This is a genomic window from Candidatus Merdisoma sp. HCP28S3_D10, from assembly GCF_052065835.1.
Classification (GTDB): Bacteria; Bacillota; Clostridia; order Lachnospirales; family Lachnospiraceae; genus Laedolimicola.
In genome coordinates, this window is record NZ_JBQHTG010000002.1 from 291,130 (window position 1) to 311,169 (window position 20,040).

Genomic DNA, 20,040 nt, shown 5'->3' on the forward strand with positions numbered 1-20,040 from the left:
CTTGACAAAGCGGTCTGGTGTGATATGATAAAATGCAGTGGAAATTTATTTTTACGAAGCAATTAAGATAAGAGGAGTGGAAAAAAATGGCAGTACCATTTAACCACCACGCGGTGGAAGAGAAATGGCGGAAACACTGGGAAGAGCATCCGGTGAACGTCAACGACGGAAAAAAACCGAAATACTATTGTCTGGATATGTTCCCGTATCCGTCAGGCAACGGACTTCATGTAGGTCACTGGAGAGGTTATGTGATCAGTGATGTGTGGAGCCGTTATAAGCTGATGCAGGGACATTATATCATTCATCCCATGGGCTGGGACGCTTTCGGCCTTCCGGCTGAGAACTACGCCATCAAGATGGGTGTGCATCCGGCAAAATCTACCGCAGAGAATGTGGCAAATATTAAGAGACAGATCAACGATATCGCAGCTTTGTATGACTGGGATATGGAAGTGAATACGACAGATCCGAAGTTCTACAAGTGGACCCAGTGGATCTTTGTACAGATGTTCAAGAAGGGCCTGGCTTATGAGAAGGAGTTCCCCATCAACTGGTGTCCGTCCTGTAAGACCGGTCTGGCAAACGAAGAGGTTGTCAACGGCTGCTGTGAGCGCTGCGGTACCCCGGTTACCAAGAAGAACCTGCGTCAGTGGATGCTGAAGATTACCGCATACGCAGACAGACTTCTGGACGATCTGGATAAGCTGGACTGGCCGGAGAAGGTTAAGAAGATGCAGACCGAGTGGATTGGAAAGTCCTACGGCGCAGAGGTAGATTTCCAGGTAGAGGGAAGCGATGAGAAGATCACCGTATATACCACCCGTCCGGATACTCTGTACGGAGCGACCTTTATGGTTCTGGCCCCGGAGCATGCGCTGGCTTCCAAGCTGGCGACCGATGAGACCAGAGCTGCCGTAGAAGAATATATCTTCAAATCCTCCATGCGTTCCAACGTGGACCGTGTACAGGATAAGGAGAAGACAGGCGTATTTACCGGAAGCTATGCCATCAACCCGATCAACGGCGCGAAGGTACCCATCTGGCTTTCCGATTACGTACTGGCTGATTATGGTACCGGCGCTATCATGTGCGTACCGGCCCATGACGACCGTGACTTTGAGTTCGCGAAGAAATTCAACATTCCGATTATCCAGGTTATCGCAAAGGATGGTAAGGAAATCGAGAATATGACAGAGGCTTACACAGAGGCAAGCGGAACCATGATCAATTCCGGCGACTGGAATGGTATGGAATCCGCAGTGCTGAAGAAGGAAGCTCCGCTTATCATCGAGAAAATGGGCGTAGGTAAAAAGACGGTCAACTACAAGCTGCGTGACTGGGTATTCTCCCGTCAGCGCTACTGGGGCGAGCCGATCCCGATTATCCACTGCCCCAAGTGCGGCAATGTTCCGGTCCCGGAGGATCAGCTTCCCCTGGAGCTGCCGAAGGTTGACAGCTATCAGCCCACCGGTACCGGAGAGTCTCCGCTGGCTGCCATTGACGAGTGGGTGAATACCACCTGTCCCTGCTGTGGTGCGCCTGCAAAGAGAGAGACCAACACCATGCCCCAGTGGGCAGGCTCCTCCTGGTATTTCCTGCGTTACGTGGACAACCATAACGATGAAGAGCTGGTAAGCCGTGAAAAGGCTGACAAGTATCTGCCGGTTGATATGTACATCGGCGGCGTGGAGCACGCGGTACTTCATCTGCTGTACTCCCGTTTCTATACCAAGTTCCTGCATGATATCGGAGTGGTAGACTTTGACGAGCCGTTTACCAAGCTGTTCAATCAGGGTATGATTACCGGTAAGAACGGTATCAAGATGAGTAAGTCCAAGGGAAATGTGGTTTCCCCGGATGATTTGATCCGCGATTATGGCTGTGACGCGCTCCGGATGTATGAGATGTTCGTCGGACCGCCCGAGCTGGACGCAGAGTGGGACGACAGAGGTATCGACGGCGTATCCCGTTTCCTGAAGCGTTTTTGGAACCTGGTTCTGGACAATAAGGATAAGGAAACAAAGGAGACTCCGGAGAGTGTGAAGCTCCGTCACAAGATGGTTTATGACATCACCACCCGTCTGAACAGCTTCAGCCTGAATACGGTTATTTCCGGCTTCATGGAGTACAACAATAAGCTGATCGATCTGGCAAAGCGTCAGGACGGTCTGGATAAGGAGACCCTGGAGACAGCCGTTACGCTGATTGCTCCGTTCGCGCCCCATATTGCAGAGGAGCTCTGGGAGCAGCTCGGTCACAGCGAGACCGTCTTCGGACACGGCTGGCCGGATGCGGATGAGGAAGCCATGAAGGACGACGAGATCGAGATCGCGGTTCAGGTCAACGGCAAGACCCGCGGAACGGTAACCCTGTCCACCAGCGTATCCAAGGACGAGGCCATTGCGGCAGGAAAAGAAATCGTAGCAGACTGGCTGAAGGGTACAATTGTAAAAGAGATTTATGTGCCCGGAAGAATCATTAATATCGTGGTAAAGCCCTAATGGATGAACAGAAGCAAAACGAGATAAAAACTGAAAACACAGAAGAGCTGCGGGAGGGTGTTCTCCCGCAGCTTGAGAATCGGTTCCGGATTACGATCTGGAACCGATTAGTCGTTCTGGTTAAGTGGCTGGTATTCGCGACCCTGACCGGAATAGCCCTGGGATTGGTGGGAACGGCCTTTGGAAAGGGCGTATCTATGGCAACTGCCTTCCGAATGGAGCACCCCTGGATTCTCTACGGACTGCCCTTCGCGGGAGTCCTGATTGTCTGGATGTATCAATGGGAGCGGAAGCAGGAGCGGAGCAGCACCAATATGGTGCTGGACGCGATCCATGCAGAGCGCGAGATTCCGCTGAAGACGGCGCCGCTGATCTTCATTTCCACCATTCTGACCCATCTGTTCGGCGGCTCCGCAGGACGCGAGGGCGCGGCCCTGCAGCTGGGAGGCAGCATCGGAAACTTTTTGGGCAGGATTCTGCGGATTGATGAAAATGACCGGCGCGTTATGATTATGGCCGGAATGAGCGCAGCCTTTTCCGCCCTGTTTGGCACGCCCATGGCGGCCACGGTGTTCTCCATGGAGGTTGTCAGCGTGGGAATCATGCATTACGCAGCACTGGTGCCCTGCGTGGTGGCGTCCTATATTGCCTATGGGGTCGCCTGTCATTTCGGACTGACCGGAGAGCGCTTCGCGTTAGGCGTTTTGCCGAAACTGAATCCGGTCAACGGGCTCAAGATTATGGTTCTGGGTCTGTGCTGCGCGGCAGTCAGTATTCTGTTCTGCGTGGTGCTGCATAAGACAGAGGAACTGTTCGCGGAAAAGATTCCGAATGCCTTTGTGCGTCCGCTGGTGTCCGGCGCTCTGATTATCCTTCTGACCCTTGCTTTAGGAACCACGGATTATCTGGGAACCGGTATGCAGGTGGTGGAGCGCGCCGTGGTAGAGCAGCAGGTGTTCTGGGCGGCATTTTTGCTGAAGATCCTGTTTACGGCAATTACGCTGTCCGGCGGCTTTAAAGGCGGCGAGATTGTTCCCACCTTCTTTGTGGGAGCCACCTTCGGCTGTCTGATGGGACAGATTTTACATATTTCCCCATCTCTGGCAGGCGCCTGCGGTATGGCGGCCGTATTTTGCGGCGTTACCAACAGCCCCATTTCTTCTCTGCTTATCAGTCTGGAGATGTTCGGCTTCGAAGGAGCCCCCTTTTACTTTATCGCAATCGCTATCAGCTATATGCAGTCCGGATATTATGGGCTGTACCGCAGTCAGAAGATTATGTATTCCAAGGTAAAGACACAGTTTATCAACCGTAACGCCAAGGAATAGGTGGTGTGCGTCCGTTACTTCATAAAACTCCGCGCAAGCTTCACCATCTGTTCCATCCGGGCAATCTCTTCCTCGGATTTTCCCTGCTTCAGTGAATCAAAGATCGCCTCAAACTCGTTGTCTGTCATTTCCTTCCCTGAATTTTGGGCCTGGTTCATAAGTTTCTGTAATTCGTTTGGATCCATTGCGCCATTCCTTTCTGAGGCTGCGTTGGAATACTGTATATAGAATGTCATCATTTCCATCATCCGCAGAAGTGAGTCGATTTTCTGATTCAGCTCGCAGCATTTTCGCTGCAGCTCATGAAGAATTCGATAGCTTTCTTCTCCCGGTCCCATCCGGCAGCCTCCTGGTCTTTTGAAATAAGTATATGGAAATCCTTTGGAAAATATGAAGCCGGAAACAGCCGAAAGGGAGGAAAGCGTCTGCTTTCCTCCCTTTTGGCTTCACTGCGAAGAAATCAGCAGCCGCAGCCATTTCCACAGCTATTGCCACAGCCACAGCCGCCGAAGGAGCCGCCTCCCCAGCCGCCGCAGCAGACGAGCAGCAGAATCAGCCACAGACAGCTGTTGTCATTGCCACAGCCGTTCCCGCCGAAGCCGCCGTTGCCGTTTCCACAGCAGGAGGTCAGAAGCAGGATCCAGATCAGGGCGCTGCAGCAGCTGTTGTTACCGGTGTCACAACTGCATCCGCATCCGCAGTTTGTAGCAGCTAAATCACTCATAAGAAATCCTCCAGAGAAATGAATTATTTTATATTGCCATAGTATGTGGGGAGAAAAGAAGTGTGAAAAAAGATCACGAAAAATTTACAGGGATATTGCTTGTAACATTTGCGGTTTTATGAGAAAATAGGCTGGTAGGGCAAAAAAGCCTTACCAAATTGGATACTGAAGAAAGGAAGGGTACTTATGCCTGCAACCTACGCACATTATAAATTCGGAAAGAAAGTTTACCGGGCGCTTCCCAGTGAGCTGCGCAAGATTATAAAGGAGAACGGAGCCGCTTATATGCTGGGACTTCATGGACCGGATCTCCTGTTTTACTATCGTCCTTATTTTAAAAACCGTATCAACCAGAGGGGCGTTGAAATGCATAAGGAGACAGCCTACTCATTTTTTGAGAAAGCCAGACGGCAGTACCGGAAGCGGCCCAATTATGTATTGCTGTCTTATCTCTGTGGCTTTATGTGCCATTATATGCTGGACAGTGAATGCCATCCCTATATCAGACGTTATATGGAGGAGCGGGGACTGGGACATCTGGAAATCGAGACGGATTTTGACCGGGAGCTGATGATTGAGGACGGAAAGGATCCGGTGAGAAACGACTGCACCCGGCATCTGGTGCGGGATCTGGATACAGAGGAGGCGATTGCGTCTGTCCTGGACGGCGTGACGGCGGATCAGGTGGATCGCTGTATTCTGGGCTTCCGGAAGACCATCCGGCTGTTTCAGTGCTCATCCAGGGTGAAGGCAAGATTCCTGAAGGGCTTTTTCACGCTGATTGGACAGAAAAAGAATCTGGGTGGTCTGGTGATGGACGGACAGGTCAATCTGGAATGCGTCGAAAGCGGTATGACGTTGGAGCGCCGTCTGAATCAGGCAGTGGAGCCTGCGGCAGAGGAAATCCAGAAATACGTCCGTGTCATCGGCACACACGCGGAGCTCAGCGAGCGCCTGAACCGGGATTTTGAATAAAGCAGACAGCGGGGGAGAATCACATGAATAAGACAACCAAACTGGAACGGCGCTGGATTTTGTACGATGTAGGCAATTCCGCCTTTGTACTTCTGGCCGCTACAATTATACCGATCTACTATAAAAATATTGCCCAGAGCAGCGGAATTTCTGCGGCGGATTCTACCGCCTATTTCAGCTATGCCACATCGCTGGTAACGATTATCGTGGCGATTCTGGGCCCGATTCTGGGAAGCTTTGCGGACACGAAGGGCTTTAAGAAGCCGGTATTTACCTTTTTTATGATGATGGGCGTGCTGGGCTGCGCCGGGTTAGCGGTTCCGAAAACCTGGCTTGCTTTTCTGGCGGTCTATGTAATTGCGAAAGTGGGACTCAATGCCAGTCTGGTCTTTTATGACGCCATGCTGGGAGACATTACCACCGACGAACGGATGGATGAGGTATCTGCCCGGGGCTATGCCTGGGGCTATATCGGAAGCTGTATTCCCTTTGTATTCAGCCTGGTCTTTGTATTGCAGTCGGATACCTTCGGAATCTCCGGGAATCTGGCCATGGCGCTGGCGTTTCTGGTCAACGCAGCCTGGTGGCTCCTGGTGACGCTGCCGCTTTTGAAAAGCTATCAGCAGCTTCACTATGTGGAGCGGACGCAGCATCCGGTACGGGACAGCTTCCGGCGTCTGGGGCAGAGCTTCCGGGAGATCCGGAAGACGCCACAGATCTGGTATTTTCTGCTGGCCTTCTTCTGCTATATCGACGGCGTCTATACGATTATTGATATGGCGACCTCCTACGGAAAGGACGTGGGAATCAGCGATACGAATCTTCTGCTGGCGCTGCTTCTGACCCAGGTGGTGGCATTTCCCTGCTCCATTCTGTTTGGACAGCTTTCCCGGAAGATTCGCAATACCACACTGATTCAGGCTTCTATTATCGGATATTTTGGCGTGGTTCTGTTTGCCCTGCAGCTGGATAAGGCCTGGGAATTCTGGTTCCTGGCCGTGTGGGTGGCCGTGTTCCAGGGGGCGATCCAGTCCCTGTCCCGTTCCTATTTTGCGCGGATCATTCCCAAAGAAAAGGCAACGGAGTTTTTCGGATTTTTCGATATCTTTGGCAAGGGAGCGGCCTTTGTGGGTACGATGCTGATGGGAATTTCCACACAGCTGTTCAACACCTCCCGGGCAGGGGTAGCCATGCTTGCGCTTATGTTTGCGGCAGGCTTTGTGCTGTTTCGAATGGCAGTCCGGTGTGAAGCTGCATAAAATAAGAGAAAAGCAGGGAGTCTTTTCCTTATGGATCGTGTGAGAAGACTGCTCGAAGCCAGAAAAGCCTATCAATCCGGCCTGTATGGACAGGGGATTGGCGTGGCTGTGGTGGATTCCGGCATCAATGACAGGCACCCGGACTTAAAGGGACGGGTGGTATATGCATATAATTATCTTACGGATTCCGATGACGCGGCAGATGACTGCGGTCATGGGACGCATATCAGCGGAATTATCGGAGGAACAGGAGAGGCATCCGGCGGCAGGTACCAGGGACTTGCGCCGAGGTGCCATTTTGTTTCCCTGAAGATTCTGGACAGCCGTGGGAACGGAGACAGCGCCGGCCTGATTCGGGCTCTGTACTGGCTGATGGAGCATGGAATGGAATATGACGTGCGGATTATCAATATTTCCGTAGGCGGGAAGGTGCCCCGGGAGACGGCCCGGACGGATCTGATCTGCGCCGTGGAGGAAGCCTGGGACGCAGGGTTTGTGATCTGTGCCGCTGCCGGAAATCAGGGACCGGCCAGCTCCAGCATTACGGTTCCGGGAACCAGCGAAAAGGTGATTACCGTAGGCTCCTCCGATGATGAGCTGGCTGTTCCCGTCCGGGGAATCCGCAAAGCCCATTATTCGGGAAGAGGGCCGGAAGCCGCGCGGATATACAAGCCGGAGACCGTGGCTCCGGGAGCAGAGATTCGTTCCTGCCGTTCGGATTTTTCCATGACGGGAAACCGCTTTTATACGGTGAAATCCGGAACCTCCATGGCTACCTCTGTGGCCGCTGGCGCGTTGGCGCTTCTGTTATCCGGAGAACAGGGGCTTACCAATCAGCGGGTGAAGGAGCGCCTGCAAAAGGGCTGCCGGGATCTGGGACTTTCTTCCAATCATCAGGGATATGGAGAAATCTGGATGCCAGGGCTGCTTGGAACGGTATGAATGGGCTTACAGGGCATATTCTTTTAAGAAAAGAAAAAACAGGAGCGGGCTATGGCCGGAAGTTGTCGGGAAAAGATGGTATCAGAGGAATTTGCGGATTTTATCTGGAAGACCAGTGTGCGAGAGGAGGATATCCGGGGAATCTATCCGGAGGTATGCAGCCAGCGTATCAATGACTATTATACGGTGTTTTATGCGGATCGGAATAAATGGACGACGGATCGGATCCGTCTTTACGAATATAGCTATGAGCTTTTTCCCACTCTGTATACGCCGTTACAGACGGAAAATCTGGAGGCCGCCGGGATTCTGGCACTCCAGAATCAGCCGGTTCTGAATCTGCGGGGGCAGGGCGTGCTGGTGGGACTGATTGATACAGGGATCGATTATCAGAACAGCTGCTTCCGGGACAGCACAGGACGCAGCCGGATTCTGGCTATCTGGGATCAGACGGATCAGAGCGGCCGGACGCCGGAAGGGATCGGTTACGGAAGCGTGTATACACAGGAGGAGATCAACGAGGCGCTGATGTCGGAGGCACCTTATGAAAGAGTGCCGCAGCGGGATTCTTCCGGTCACGGCACCAGACTGGCGGCCATCGCGGCAGGCAGTGAAAACCGGGAAACCGGCTTTGTGGGGGCGGCTCCGCTGGCAGCTATCGCCATGGTAAAGCTGAAACCGGCCAAGGCTTATCTGAAAGAATATTTTCTCGTTCCGGCCAAAGCAGAGGCCTATCAGGAAAATGATATCATGTTGGGAGTCCGTTTTCTTCAGGAGCTGGCGGCCAGGGAAAAGCTGCCGCTGGTGATCTGTGTGGCCCTGGGCAGCAACATGGGCGGACATACCGGAACCTCTCCCCTGTCTTCCTACCTCAACGTCGTCAGTGGGCGCGTAGGCTGCTGTGTGGTGATAGCAGGGGGAAATGAAGCCAATCAGGGTCATCATTACTACGGCGTAATGGAAGAAAAGGAGAGTTATCAGGATGTGGAGCTGCGGGTGGCGGAACAGGAGAAGGGGCTGATGATGGAGCTGTGGAGCAACACGCCGGATGTCTTTTCCGTATCGCTGATCTCGCCCTCCGGAGAGGAGGTCCCCCGTCTCTCCTCCGGGCAGAAAAACTGGATGTTTGATTTCCTGTTTGAAAAAACGGTGATTTATGTGAATGTACAGACGTTGGATCCCTTCAGCGGGGAACAGCTGATTGCGATCCGGATGGCAGATCCCACGCCGGGTATCTGGCGGATTCGGATTTACGGAGAGCAGCTGGTGGATGGCATTTATAACCTGTGGCTTCCGGTCACCGGGTTTATAAGCTCCGGAACCGGGTTTTTGAATTCCAATCCGGATATTACCCTGACGGAGCCGGCCAATACGGAGCTGCCGATTACGGTGGGAGCCTACCGGGCAGAAAATAACAGCATTTACCCGGATTCCGGAAGAGGCTTTACCCGGAATAGCAGAATAAAACCGGATCTGGCGGCGCCGGGAGTAGCGGTTCCCACCTGCGGACCCGGCGACAGGGCAGAGCTTTTGACCGGAACCAGCGCGGCGGCAGCTCTGACAGCCGGGGCAGTAGCCCTGATGCTGGAATGGGGAATTGTCCGGGAAAACCGGAAGACCCTTGGCACACTGGAAATCCGTCAGCTTCTGATCCGGGGCGCGGACCGGAGTCCCAACCTTCTTTATCCCAACCGTTCCTGGGGCTATGGACGTCTGAACCTCTATCAGGCGTTTATGGCGCTGGGGCGATTTTAAACTTGCAGTCCCCAGGGAAATCGTCTATAATAAATGGCAAAGCGCGGAAAACGCGAACCTTAGGAGGACACCTACGATGGATAAGATTAGAATGACAACTCCGCTGGTAGAGATGGACGGAGATGAAATGACCCGGATTCTCTGGAAGATGATCAAGGATGAGCTTCTTCTTCCTTTTGTTGATTTAAAGACAGAATATTATGACCTGGGCCTGGAGCACCGGAACGCCACAGATGATCAGGTGACGGTAGCTGCGGCAGAGGCGACTAAAAAATATGGGGTCGCTGTAAAATGCGCGACGATTACCCCCAATGGGGCCCGTATGAAGGAATATGACTTAAAGCAGATGTGGAAGAGTCCCAATGGTACGATCCGGGCGATTCTCGACGGAACCGTATTCCGTGTTCCGATTATCGTAAAAGGCATTGAGCCTTATGTGAAGAATTGGAAGAAACCCATTACCGTAGCCCGTCACGCCTACGGCGATGTCTACAAGGCTTCTGAAATGCGGATTCCGGGACCCGGAAAATGCGAGCTGGTCTTCACAGGCGAGGACGGAACAGAGCTGCGGGAGACTATCCATGAGTTCAAGGAGGGCGGTATCGCGCAGGGTATGCACAACTTGGAGAGCTCCATTGAAAGCTTTGCCAGAAGCTGTTTCTCCTACGCGGTTTCCCAGAAGCAGGATCTGTGGTTCGCCACCAAGGATACCATTTCCAAGAAATACGATCATTTCTTCAAGGACGTATTTCAGGAGATTTATGAGAAAGAATATAAGGAGAAGTTTGAGGAGCTGGGCATCACCTATTTCTATACCCTGATTGACGACGCGGTTGCCCGTGTCATCAAGTCCGAGGGCGGCTATATCTGGGCCTGCAAGAATTATGACGGCGATGTCATGAGCGATCTGATTGCCACAGCCTTCGGTTCCCTGGCTATGATGACCTCCGTACTGGTATCTCCCCACGGCTATTTCGAGTATGAGGCGGCTCACGGAACGGTACAGCGTCATTATTATAAGCACCTGAAGGGAGAGGAGACCTCCACCAACTCTATGGCGACTATTTTTGCCTGGTCCGGAGCGCTGAGAAAGCGTGGCGAGCTGGATCAGAACCAGACTCTTATGGAGTTTGCGGATAAACTGGAGCAGGCCTCCATCGCAACTATCGAAGGCGGTCAGATGACCAAGGATCTGGCTCTGATTACCACCCTGCCGAATCCTGTCGTGCTCTCCAGCGAAGACTTTATCAAAGCCATCCGAAAGAATTTAGAGGATTTATTGCATGCTGTTTAACTCCAATGCATTTTATGTATTTTTACCTATTGTATTTGCAATTTACTGGCTGACGCCCCCCAGATACCGGTGGGGCGTCCTGCTGGTATCCAGCTATTATTTCTATATGAGCGCCAACGCGTCCTATATTTTTCTGATTCTGCTGACAACGGCAGTTTCTTTTTGTACGGCGCTTTTGATCGAAAAAACAGAGGAACAGAAGAAAAAGAAGCTGTATATGGGCATTGCCCTTTGTGTCTGCCTGGGGCTTCTGTTCTTTTTCAAATATTTTAATTTCCTGAGCAGTTCTGTAACGGCGGCTCTTTCGCGGTTTTCCATCTCCATGAGTCCTGTGACCTTGAAGCTGGTGCTGCCGGTGGGTATTTCCTTTTATACCTTCCAGACGCTGGGCTATGTGCTTGACGTCTATCATGGGAAAATCAAAGCCTGCAGGAATTTGGGAAGATACGCGGCCTTTGTATCCTTTTTTCCGCTGCTTCTGGCAGGCCCTATTGAGCGGGCGGAGCATCTGCTGCCCCAGATGGAACGGGAGCATTCCTTTGACTGTGAGAAAGGTATCCGGGGCGCCAAGCTGATTGCCTGGGGGTATTTTAAGAAAATTGCCATCGCGGACGTACTGTGCTCCAGCGTGGATATTGTATACAATCAGGTGACGAACTTCACGGGCCTGGCATTGGCCGTGGCAACCTTTTTCTATGCGTTTCAGGTATACTGTGATTTTTCCGGCTATTCCGACATTGCCAGAGGCGTGGCCTGCCTGTTCGATATGGATCTGATCAACAACTTCAAAAGTCCCTATTTTGCTGCCTCTGTGAAGGAATTCTGGAGCAGATGGCACATCTCTCTGTCCAGCTGGTTCCGGGATTATGTATACATTCCCCTGGGAGGCAGCCGCGCCGGAAAATGGAAGACCTACCGCAATCTGGTACTGACCTTTCTGGTCAGCGGGCTGTGGCATGGCGCCAACTGGACCTTTGTGATCTGGGGCGGACTTCACGGCGTGGCACAGATCGTTGAACGAATCTGGAATCAGTATTTTCCGCCAGGAAAAGAGCGGCGAAGTCCCTTCCGGGTATTGCTGACCTTTGCTTTTGTGACGCTGGCCTGGTTGTTTTTCCGGGCAAATACCATGTCGGACGCGATTTATATCCTGACCCATATCTTCCAGGGCATAACGCAGCCGGTTGAATACGTGAGAGAATGCTATGTGTCTTTTAAAAACGCGGGACTGATCCAGAGCACGGAGCTTAAGCTGGTGCTGTTCTGGGTAGTACTTTTGATGGCCCATGACTATCTGGCGCTAAAGAGCGATGTATGGGAATGGTTTGGCCGGCTCCGGAAGCCTGTACGCTATGCTTTTTATTTCGCCCTGATTTTCGTTGTGCTTTACAGCCGGCAGCTGGGAGAGTACAGTTTTGTTTATTTTCAGTTTTAAAGCGAGAGAGGATACATGAAACGATTTTTAAAAAAAATTGCGCCCTTTGTGATATTTATCCTGGTTCTGGAGCTTGCCATTCCCATGGCGGTGGATCCCTATAATGTTTTCCACTGGGAGAAACTCCGGGATAACGGCGTGGAGCCCAACAGCAATGATATCAAAATGCAGTATATTCTGCATAACCCGGATAAGTTTGATTCCTTTCTGTTCGGATCTTCCCGGACCGGATTTGTAAACGTGGAAAAGATCCCGGAGGGCAACTGGTATAATATGTCTTATTCGGAAGGATTACCGGCGGAACACCTGGATAACTTAAAGGAACTGATCGCCAACGGTATCATTCCGAAAAATGTGATGATTGGCGTGGACAATATCTCTGCCTTTGTGGATCCGGCCTTGCATCAGAGCCAGTTTTACCGGATTCCCTATCCGCGCACAAACAAGCTGGAATTTTATGGAAAATACTTGAGTATCAAAGGGGTATTGCTTTCTCTGGATGTTATTTTAAATCATGAAATAACGGATCCGGATTATGTGGAACGCTATTATCGAAGCGGAAGCACCCTGCGGGATCCGTCTCTTGGAGGAACCTTCCGGGATGATGTTCCTTACTGGGACGACTATTATACGGATTATATGGCAGATTCTCTGCTGGATATCCGGCAGATTCGGGAGCTCTGCCAGGACTATGGCATTAACCTGATTGTTTTCACCAACCCCCTCTACTTCCGGACCTATAAGCAATCCAAGCATTTTGGTTATGAACAGTATCTTGGCTGGCTGGCGGGAGCCGCTGGCGGTTATTATAATTTCAGCGGAGAGAATGCCGTAACCCAGGATAAGCGTTATTATTATGAGGCCAGCCATTATACAGAGGAGCTGGGAGACATGATGATAGATCGTATTTTCAACGGAACGACCGATGAAACGCTGGAAGCCCAAGGCTTCGGCATGTATGTAACAGAAGAGAATCTGGATGAATTCAGAGAAGCGCTGGCCAATCATTGAGCCAGCGCTTCCCATTGTTCATATAGAATTTCAAGACGGGCCGTCAGGGCCTCTTTTTCTTTGTGGAGCTTCATACATTCCGCCACATTGGTGTAGACAGTTTCCTGGGAGAGAAGCTGGTCGATTTCACTGTCCCGGCTTTCCAGTTCAAAAATTTCAGCCTCGGTTTTTTTGAAATCATTTTCCCGCTTTCTCTGCTTTGCCTGTTCTTCCTTCTGCTGTTTCCAGTCCAGCTTTCCGGCAGACTCCGGTTCCGGTGCCTTCGTTTCCGTTGCGTCTATATTCAGAATCTTCGGCGTCAGAATATCGTGCTTTTCCAGATAATAATCATAATTTCCGATATAGTTGACCAGCTGACCACCGGTCAGATCCAGAATCCGGGTGGCGGTGCTGTTGATAAAATACCGGTCATGGGATACATAAAGAACCGTTCCGGTGTAGCGGTTCAGGGCCTGTTCCAGAATTTCTTTGGAGATAATATCCAGATGGTTGGTAGGCTCGTCCAGAATCAGAAAATTAGCTTCGGAAAGCATCAGCTTGGCCAGGGAAACACGGCCCCGTTCCCCGCCGGACAGCTCGGCGATCCGTTTAAACACATCGTCGCCGGTAAAGAGAAAGGCGGCAAGGGTACTGCGGATGGTGGTATTATCCAGATCCGGATAGGCGTCGGAGATCTCCTCAAACAGCGTTTTTTCCGGGTGAAGCACGTGGTGTTCCTGATCATAGTAGCCAATTTTTACCTTGGATCCCAGTGTGAAGGATCCGCTGTCAGCCTCCAGAAGTCCATTCAGAATCTTCAGAATGGTGGTTTTTCCGGTTCCGTTATTTCCGATGAGGGCTACCCGTTCTCCACGCTTTACTTCAAAGCTGAGATCCGTAAAGAGCGTCTGACTGCCGAAGGCTTTGGAAAGTCCTTCTACGGTCAGGACATCGTTTCCGCTGACCACCTTGGGCTCCAGGGTAATATGCATCTCGGAGCGCACCTCGCTGGGCTTTTCCAGGACCTCCATTTTATCCAGCATTTTTTCCCGGCTTTCCGCCCGCTTGATGGACTTTTCCCGGTTAAAGGATTTCAGCTTCTGAATGACCTCTTCCTGATGGCGGATTTCTCGCTGCTGATTCAGCCAGGCGTTCATGCGGGCTTCCCGAAGCTGTGTCTTTTTTGCGGCGTAATCGGTATAATTTCCCTGAAAAGAGGTTACCTCGCCGGCGTCGATTTCAATGATTTTCGTAGCAATTCGATTTAAAAAGTAACGGTCATGGGCAACCACCAAAACAGCGCCGTCATAATTCAGTAGAAAGGTTTCCAGCCAGGCAATGGAATTCATGTCCAGATGGTTGGTGGGCTCGTCCAGCATAATGAGATCCGGATGGGACAAAAGAAGCTTACCCAGGGATACACGGGTCTTCTGACCGCCGGAGAGGGTATTGACCTGCTTCTCGAATTCCTCCTCTTCAAAGCCCAGTCCCTTCAGGACGCCGACTACTTCGCTTTTATAGGCATAACCGTTCTTTAACTCAAATTCATGGTTCAGACGGGTATACTGATCGAGAGCTGTCTCAAGGGCTGCGCCGGAAAGCTCCTTCATCTGCGCTTCCAACTCCCGGATACGCTCTTCCAGGTCGATGACGTCCTGCTTGACCGTCAGAAGCTCCTGATAGATACTGTGGTCACTATTCAAATCCTGATGTTGGGCCAGATAACCAATGGTTTTCCCTTTGGCTAAGATCACTTCGCCGGAGTCTGCTTCCATTTCCCCGATGATAATTTTCAGGAGGGTAGACTTGCCCGCACCGTTGATGCCGACAATGGCAGCCTTTTCCCGATCCTCAATATGGAAGGACGCATTTCTTAAAATGACGTCGGTTCCGAATGCTTTGTTTATATTCTGACATGCTAATATCATAAAAGTACCTCTGTTTTTGACTCTTTTTTCTCACATGAAGTCTATTATAGCGAAAATTACAGGAATGAACAAGATAAAGATTGACAAAAAATTTGCTAATCGCTTATAATAAAGACAGGTTTGAAATGATTTATTGAGGGATGTGTAAAGGAAAATGGAAGAGAGAGAAATCTCAAAAGCAGTGATTAAGCGTCTGCCGCGTTATTATCGTTATCTGGGTGAACTGATGGAAAACGGAGTAGAAAGAATCTCCTCCGGAGAGCTCAGCACGAGAATGAGCGTGACGGCGTCACAAATCCGGCAGGATCTGAATAATTTCGGCGGCTTCGGCCAGCAGGGCTACGGCTACAACGTAAAATACCTGTATGAAGAAATCGGAAAGATTCTCGGTCTGGATAAAAAACACAATATGATTATCATTGGCGGCGGTAATCTGGGACAGGCACTGGCCAATTATGTGGATTTTGAAAAGCGCGGTTTTTACATAAAGGGTATCTTCGATGTAAATCCGGTGCTGAAGGGCTTAAGTGTCCGTGGCATTCAGATTCATATGCTGGAGGATCTGGAAGATTTTATCCGGGATGAGGAGATACAGATTGCAGCGCTGACATTGCCGAAGTCTAAGGCAGAAGAGATGACAAAGCTTCTGGTTCAGTACGGAATCAAGGCTATCTGGAATTTTGCCCATATTGATCTGGATGTTCCGTCGGATGTACTGGTGGAGAATGTACATCTGTCAGAGAGCCTGATGCAGCTTTCTTATAACATTACCAGATATGAGAAGGAACACCCGTGTTCCTGATGGAATTGTAAGAAAAAGGGAAAGGGAGCTTTCGTGGCTCCCTTTTGCATATAACGCATATAGTAAAGCAGTGAGGAGTGTCAGAAGTGAAAAATTATAAGCGTGTAGCAGCTTATGTGGATTTGGATGCCATAGAAGATAATTTTGAGGCTATGAAGGCCAACTTAAAAGAGAATACCAGAATTGCGGCTGTGGTGAAGGCTAACGGCTACGGCCACGGGGCGGTTCCTATTGCCCGGATGATAGAGGATAAGGATTATCTGTGGGGCTTTGCGGCGGCTACCATTGAGGAGGCTGTGGAGCTTCGGAAAAACGGAATCTGCAAGCCGATATTGATTTTGGGCTATGTATTTCCGGAGGATTATCCGGAGCTGGTGCGACTGGATATCCGGCCGACCGTGTTCCGTCTGGACATGGCACGGGAGCTTTCAGAGGAAGCTATCCGCCAGGGAAAAGAAGTCCGGGTGCATATAAAGCTGGATACTGGCATGAGCCGGATTGGGTTTGCGGACACAGAGGAAAGCGTAAAGATGGTCTGCGAGATAGGAAAGCTTCCCGGCATCATCCTGGAAGGCCTGTTTACTCATTTTTCCAAATCTGACGAGACGGATAAGACAGCGACCGAAAAGCAGCTGGCTCGGTATCGTGCTTTTTGCGCTGCCTGCGAAGCAGCCGGTGCAAAATTTCAGATTCATCACTGCTCCAACAGTGCCGGGATCATTGACCTGCCGGAGGCCAATCTGGATATGGTGCGTGCAGGGATTACTGTATATGGTCTGTACCCTTCCGATGAAGTGAAAAAGGAGCTGGTTCCGCTCCGACCGGCTATGGAAATGAAGAGCCATATCGTCCATGTAAAGAAAATTGCGCCGGGAACCGAGGTCAGCTACGGCGGCATCTATACAGCGGAATCGACGCGTAAGATAGCAACCGTTCCGGTAGGCTACGCGGACGGCTATCCCAGAAGCCTGTCGAATAAGGGCTGTGTGCTGGTGGCCGGAAAACGGGCACCTATCTGTGGCAGAGTCTGTATGGATCAGATGATGGTGGATGTGACGGAGATACCGGAGGCGGTTCCCGGTATGGAAGTTACAATTTTTGGAAAAGACGGGGAGGAGTTCCTGTCTGTGGATGAGCTGGCAGAGCTGTCCGGACGGTTTAATTATGAATTCGTTTGTGATCTGTCCCAGAGAGTGCCCCGGATTTATTTGCGGCATGGAAAAATCTGTGAGATTCACGATTTTTATGCCTGAAAGGGAATAGAACAGAATCCTGGTATACACACCGAAATTTTGGAAATACTGGAGAAAGAGGTACCCGTTAATTTCTGAAATAGGAGTGTGAAAGCTGTGAATATCCGACGCGGCGATGTCTATTACGCTGATTTGCGTCCGGTGCTGGGTTCGGAACAGGGCGGAATCCGCCCGGTGCTTGTAATACAGAACGATACCGGCAACCGGCACAGCCCAACCGTCATTGTGGCGGCGATTACTTCAAAGATGAATAAGGCGAAGCTGCCTACCCATGTAGAGCTGAGTACAAGAAGATGTGAGATTGCCCGGGATTCGGTGATTCTTCTGGAACAGCTGCGAACCATTGACAAGCAGCGTCTCCGGGAGAAAATCTGTCATCTGGATGAGGGGGCCCTCGAACGGGTCAACGAGGCTTTACGGGTAAGTCTGGAACTGGATACATAAGACTTGCCATTCTAAAAAAATAGTGCTACAATAAAAAGAAGCGTCTGCCGGGAACTGACAGAACCGGAGGCGAAAAAGTACAGAACAGGAAGAATAGGAGTGTTTATATATGTCAGGACATTCAAAATTTGCAAACATTAAGCATAAAAAAGAGAAGAACGATGCGGCAAAGGGAAAAATTTTTACTATTATCGGCCGTGAGATTGCGGTTGCTGTAAAAGAAGGCGGAGCAGATCCCAATAACAACAGCAGACTGCGCGATGTGATTGCCAAGGCAAAGGCGGCCAATATGCCAAATGATACCATCGATCGTGGTATCAAGAAAGCAGCCGGCAATGCCAATGCCGTAAATTACGAGTACGTATCCTATGAGGGATATGGTCCCAACGGTATCGCAATCATCGTGGATGCGCTGACCGACAATAAAAACCGTACCGCAGCCAATGTAAGAAGCGCGTTTACCAAGGGCAACGGTTCCATCGGAAACCAGGGCTGTGTATCCTATATGTTTGATAAAAAAGGACAGATCATTGTAGACCGTGAGGAATGTGACATGGATGCGGACGATCTGATGATGCTGGCGCTGGATGCCGGAGCAGAAGATTTTTCCGAGGAGGAAGACAGCTTTGAGATTCTGACGGACCCGGATTCCTTCAGCGAAGTACGCGCCACACTGGAGGAAAAGGGAGTTCCCATGGCAGAGGCAGAGATTACCATGATTCCCCAGACCTACGTAACACTGACAGATGAGGATGCCATCAAAAACCTGCAGAGAACACTGGATCTGCTGGATGAAGATGATGACGTGCAGAACGTGTACCATAACTGGGACGAGTAATCGGGAGGAGTACATATGGATCTTGTAGCATACGGAGAACGCTATAATCAGGCTATGCAGGGGATTGAGGAAATGCTGATAAAAGCGGATAACCCGATGGCCAGTTTTAAGAAAAACGTATATCCGGAGGCATTTCAGGCCTATCTCAGAAAGCACATGGATACCATCAATGCCATTGAACAGGTTTATCAGATGGAAGAGAACCCGGAAGCATGGCTCACAAAGCTTGCGGAGCATCTGGTGGATTCGGCACAGGCTGAGCTAGACGTCATCCCGAAAAAGGGAAAGAAAAGTGAACAGCAGATCAATTACAATATGACGCTGGCTGTTTATGTATTTCCGGCGATTCTGGAACTCAAGAATCCGTCTGCGGAACCTTTTACGGATATTTTGGTGAAAAAGTGGAATGAAAACTTTAAAACTTCTGTAGGAAAAGCCAGCTATGAGAAGATTGAACAGGGTTTTCATCGGAAATTCTGTTATATCACAACGGCAGCCTGTGAGAGCCAGGGAAAAGCAGATAACTGCTACGAACTGGAAACTCTGCGCGCTTATCGTGATAATTATCTTCTACAGAGCGAAGAAGGTGAGGCCATGGTAAAGGAGTATTATAATATTGCTCCCACCATTGTAAACCGCATCGGACGGGAGGAAAACGCGAAGGCTGTGTACGACGAGATCTGGAATACCTATCTGTGCGACTGTATCCACAAGATCGAAAACGGTGAGCAGGAAGCCTGCCGGGAACGCTATGCAGAGATGGTCTATGATTTGAAGAGCCGCTATATGGCATAAGCTTTCAAACAGGTATAAATGCCCTGACCGGAAAGCATACTAAAGAAAAAGTATGTGAGAAAGGTCAGGGTATTTTTATGGAACAAAATAAGGAAATCAATGACAATGGACAGCTGACACTGGAGGAAGGCGGCCGGAAGATTCATCTGTTGAATATCATCGGAGAGATCGAAGGACATGAGTGTCTGGCGTCCGGTGCGAAAACAACGAAATACGAACATGTGATTCCGCAGCTGGCGACGCTGGAAGATCAGCCCGCTGTGAAAGGACTTCTGGTGCTGATCAATACCGTAGGCGGAGATGTGGAATCGGGACTGGCGATTGCGGAGCTGATTGCGTCCTTAAGTAAGCCTGTGGTATCGCTGGTGCTGGGTGGAAGTCATTCGATCGGCGTGCCTCTGGCTGTGTCCGCGGATTATTCCTTTATTGTTCCTACCGGAACTATGATGATTCACCCGGTACGGATGACCGGACTCATCATCGGGGTGCCGCAGACCTTCGATTATTTTCAGAAAATCCAGGATCGGATTTCAGGGTTCATCACAGATCATAGCCGGATTTCCAGGGAACGTCTGAACGCCCTGATGCTGGAGACCGGAGAGCTTACCAAGGACGTGGGCTCGGTCCTGGTGGGAAGCCGGGCAGTGGAGGAAGGCCTGATTGATGAGGTGGGCGGCATTGCCGCCGCGTTTTCAAAATTATATCAAATGATAGACGCAAAAGCGGGAACATGATATAATATTAATAATTATGCGATAAAAAGGGAGGACAAAA

Annotated in this window: 18 protein-coding genes; 15 read left to right on the top strand and 3 right to left on the bottom strand. The window is 50.6% G+C overall.

Features of this window, described 5'->3' with window-relative positions; translation table 11 throughout:
- Window positions 1-86: 86 nt before the first annotated feature.
- Both leuS and ACTNCH_RS06510 read left to right on the top strand, forming a co-directional pair.
- The gene (gene leuS / locus ACTNCH_RS06505; RefSeq protein ID WP_441016956.1) at window positions 87-2,504 is read left to right on the top strand and encodes a leucine--tRNA ligase; all 2,418 of its coding nucleotides are present in this window, start codon (window positions 87-89) and stop codon (window positions 2,502-2,504) included.
- Window positions 2,504-3,832, top strand: coding sequence for a chloride channel protein (locus tag ACTNCH_RS06510; RefSeq protein WP_441016959.1), 1,329 nt, complete (start codon window positions 2,504-2,506; stop codon window positions 3,830-3,832). The genes leuS and ACTNCH_RS06510 overlap by 1 nt, the downstream gene beginning before the upstream one ends.
- 14 nt (window positions 3,833-3,846) lie before the next feature.
- On the opposite strand, the gene ACTNCH_RS06515 is transcribed toward ACTNCH_RS06510, so the two are convergent.
- Together ACTNCH_RS06515 and ACTNCH_RS06520 are read right to left on the bottom strand one after the other, a co-directional pair.
- A complete protein-coding gene (locus ACTNCH_RS06515; protein WP_441016963.1) occupies window positions 3,847-4,170 on the bottom strand; it encodes a hypothetical protein in 324 nt (107 codons plus the stop codon).
- A gap of 122 nt (window positions 4,171-4,292) precedes the next feature.
- Window positions 4,293-4,556 (bottom strand): chorion class high-cysteine HCB protein 13, encoded by a 264-nt coding sequence (locus ACTNCH_RS06520; RefSeq protein WP_441016966.1) that lies wholly within the window; start codon window positions 4,554-4,556, stop codon window positions 4,293-4,295.
- Window positions 4,557-4,742: 186 nt separating this feature from the next.
- Between ACTNCH_RS06520 and ACTNCH_RS06525 the strand changes: the two genes are divergently transcribed.
- The 7 genes from ACTNCH_RS06525 (at window position 4,743) to ACTNCH_RS06555 (ending at window position 13,227) form a co-directional block, all read left to right on the top strand.
- The gene (locus ACTNCH_RS06525; RefSeq protein ID WP_441016968.1) at window positions 4,743-5,531 is read left to right on the top strand and encodes a zinc dependent phospholipase C family protein; all 789 of its coding nucleotides are present in this window, start codon (window positions 4,743-4,745) and stop codon (window positions 5,529-5,531) included.
- A 23-nt stretch (window positions 5,532-5,554) separates the two neighbouring features.
- Complete coding sequence (locus tag ACTNCH_RS06530; protein ID WP_441016971.1) at window positions 5,555-6,790, top strand: MFS transporter; 1,236 nt, start codon at window positions 5,555-5,557, stop codon at window positions 6,788-6,790.
- A gap of 30 nt (window positions 6,791-6,820) precedes the next feature.
- Window positions 6,821-7,732, top strand: a complete 912-nt coding sequence (locus ACTNCH_RS06535) for a S8 family serine peptidase (protein ID WP_441016974.1) — start codon at window positions 6,821-6,823, stop codon at window positions 7,730-7,732.
- A gap of 51 nt (window positions 7,733-7,783) precedes the next feature.
- Window positions 7,784-9,487: a S8 family peptidase gene (locus ACTNCH_RS06540; protein ID WP_441016977.1), complete on the top strand. Its 1,704-nt coding sequence runs from the start codon at window positions 7,784-7,786 to the stop codon at window positions 9,485-9,487.
- A gap of 76 nt (window positions 9,488-9,563) precedes the next feature.
- Window positions 9,564-10,781: an NADP-dependent isocitrate dehydrogenase gene (locus ACTNCH_RS06545; RefSeq protein ID WP_441016980.1), complete on the top strand. Its 1,218-nt coding sequence runs from the start codon at window positions 9,564-9,566 to the stop codon at window positions 10,779-10,781.
- Window positions 10,771-12,216 carry an MBOAT family O-acyltransferase gene (locus ACTNCH_RS06550; protein ID WP_441016983.1) on the top strand — a complete coding sequence of 482 codons (1,446 nt, stop codon included), beginning with the start codon at window positions 10,771-10,773 and terminating at the stop codon, window positions 12,214-12,216. Before ACTNCH_RS06545 ends, ACTNCH_RS06550 begins: the two co-directional genes overlap by 11 nt.
- A 15-nt stretch (window positions 12,217-12,231) precedes the next feature.
- Window positions 12,232-13,227 (top strand): hypothetical protein, encoded by a 996-nt coding sequence (locus tag ACTNCH_RS06555; RefSeq protein ID WP_441016986.1) that lies wholly within the window; start codon window positions 12,232-12,234, stop codon window positions 13,225-13,227.
- On the opposite strand, the gene ACTNCH_RS06560 is transcribed toward ACTNCH_RS06555, so the two are convergent.
- Window positions 13,221-15,134: an ABC-F family ATP-binding cassette domain-containing protein gene (locus ACTNCH_RS06560; protein WP_441016989.1), complete on the bottom strand. Its 1,914-nt coding sequence runs from the start codon at window positions 15,132-15,134 to the stop codon at window positions 13,221-13,223. The genes ACTNCH_RS06555 and ACTNCH_RS06560 overlap by 7 nt on opposite strands.
- Window positions 15,135-15,288: 154 nt before the next feature.
- On the opposite strand from ACTNCH_RS06560, the gene ACTNCH_RS06565 reads away from it, so the two are divergent.
- The 6 genes from ACTNCH_RS06565 to ACTNCH_RS06590 all read left to right on the top strand — a co-directional run bounded on the left by ACTNCH_RS06565 (window position 15,289) and on the right by ACTNCH_RS06590 (window position 20,000).
- Window positions 15,289-15,936, top strand: coding sequence for a redox-sensing transcriptional repressor Rex (locus ACTNCH_RS06565; RefSeq protein ID WP_441016992.1), 648 nt, complete (start codon window positions 15,289-15,291; stop codon window positions 15,934-15,936).
- Between the two features lie 86 nt (window positions 15,937-16,022).
- Window positions 16,023-17,189, top strand: coding sequence for an alanine racemase (gene alr / locus ACTNCH_RS06570; RefSeq protein ID WP_441016995.1), 1,167 nt, complete (start codon window positions 16,023-16,025; stop codon window positions 17,187-17,189).
- A 96-nt stretch (window positions 17,190-17,285) separates the two neighbouring features.
- A complete protein-coding gene (locus ACTNCH_RS06575) occupies window positions 17,286-17,633 on the top strand; it encodes a type II toxin-antitoxin system PemK/MazF family toxin (protein WP_441016998.1) in 348 nt (115 codons plus the stop codon).
- 109 nt (window positions 17,634-17,742) lie between these two features.
- On the top strand, window positions 17,743-18,471 hold the full coding sequence (locus ACTNCH_RS06580) for a YebC/PmpR family DNA-binding transcriptional regulator (protein WP_441017001.1): 729 nt from the start codon (window positions 17,743-17,745) through the stop codon (window positions 18,469-18,471).
- Window positions 18,472-18,486: 15 nt separating this feature from the next.
- The gene (locus ACTNCH_RS06585) at window positions 18,487-19,266 is read left to right on the top strand and encodes a CFI-box-CTERM domain-containing protein (protein ID WP_441017004.1); all 780 of its coding nucleotides are present in this window, start codon (window positions 18,487-18,489) and stop codon (window positions 19,264-19,266) included.
- Window positions 19,267-19,343: 77 nt separating this feature from the next.
- Window positions 19,344-20,000 carry a ClpP family protease gene (locus ACTNCH_RS06590; RefSeq protein ID WP_441017007.1) on the top strand — a complete coding sequence of 219 codons (657 nt, stop codon included), beginning with the start codon at window positions 19,344-19,346 and terminating at the stop codon, window positions 19,998-20,000.
- The last annotated feature ends 40 nt before the right edge of the window (window positions 20,001-20,040 follow it).

Coding starts and splice junctions, on each gene's coding strand:
- ACTNCH_RS06545 (WP_441016980.1), top strand. CDS start 9,564: ATGGATAAGATTAGAATGACAACTCCGCTGGTAGAGATGGACGGAGAT.
- ACTNCH_RS06550 (WP_441016983.1), top strand. CDS start 10,771: ATGCTGTTTAACTCCAATGCATTTTATGTATTTTTACCTATTGTATTT.
- ACTNCH_RS06510 (WP_441016959.1), top strand. CDS start 2,504: ATGGATGAACAGAAGCAAAACGAGATAAAAACTGAAAACACAGAAGAG.
- ACTNCH_RS06590 (WP_441017007.1), top strand. CDS start 19,344: ATGGAACAAAATAAGGAAATCAATGACAATGGACAGCTGACACTGGAG.
- ACTNCH_RS06565 (WP_441016992.1), top strand. CDS start 15,289: ATGGAAGAGAGAGAAATCTCAAAAGCAGTGATTAAGCGTCTGCCGCGT.
- ACTNCH_RS06555 (WP_441016986.1), top strand. CDS start 12,232: ATGAAACGATTTTTAAAAAAAATTGCGCCCTTTGTGATATTTATCCTG.
- ACTNCH_RS06560 (WP_441016989.1), bottom strand. CDS start 15,134: ATGATATTAGCATGTCAGAATATAAACAAAGCATTCGGAACCGACGTC.
- ACTNCH_RS06535 (WP_441016974.1), top strand. CDS start 6,821: ATGGATCGTGTGAGAAGACTGCTCGAAGCCAGAAAAGCCTATCAATCC.
- ACTNCH_RS06515 (WP_441016963.1), bottom strand. CDS start 4,170: ATGGGACCGGGAGAAGAAAGCTATCGAATTCTTCATGAGCTGCAGCGA.
- leuS (WP_441016956.1), top strand. CDS start 87: ATGGCAGTACCATTTAACCACCACGCGGTGGAAGAGAAATGGCGGAAA.
- ACTNCH_RS06540 (WP_441016977.1), top strand. CDS start 7,784: ATGGCCGGAAGTTGTCGGGAAAAGATGGTATCAGAGGAATTTGCGGAT.
- ACTNCH_RS06530 (WP_441016971.1), top strand. CDS start 5,555: ATGAATAAGACAACCAAACTGGAACGGCGCTGGATTTTGTACGATGTA.
- ACTNCH_RS06580 (WP_441017001.1), top strand. CDS start 17,743: ATGTCAGGACATTCAAAATTTGCAAACATTAAGCATAAAAAAGAGAAG.
- ACTNCH_RS06585 (WP_441017004.1), top strand. CDS start 18,487: ATGGATCTTGTAGCATACGGAGAACGCTATAATCAGGCTATGCAGGGG.
- ACTNCH_RS06525 (WP_441016968.1), top strand. CDS start 4,743: ATGCCTGCAACCTACGCACATTATAAATTCGGAAAGAAAGTTTACCGG.
- ACTNCH_RS06520 (WP_441016966.1), bottom strand. CDS start 4,556: ATGAGTGATTTAGCTGCTACAAACTGCGGATGCGGATGCAGTTGTGAC.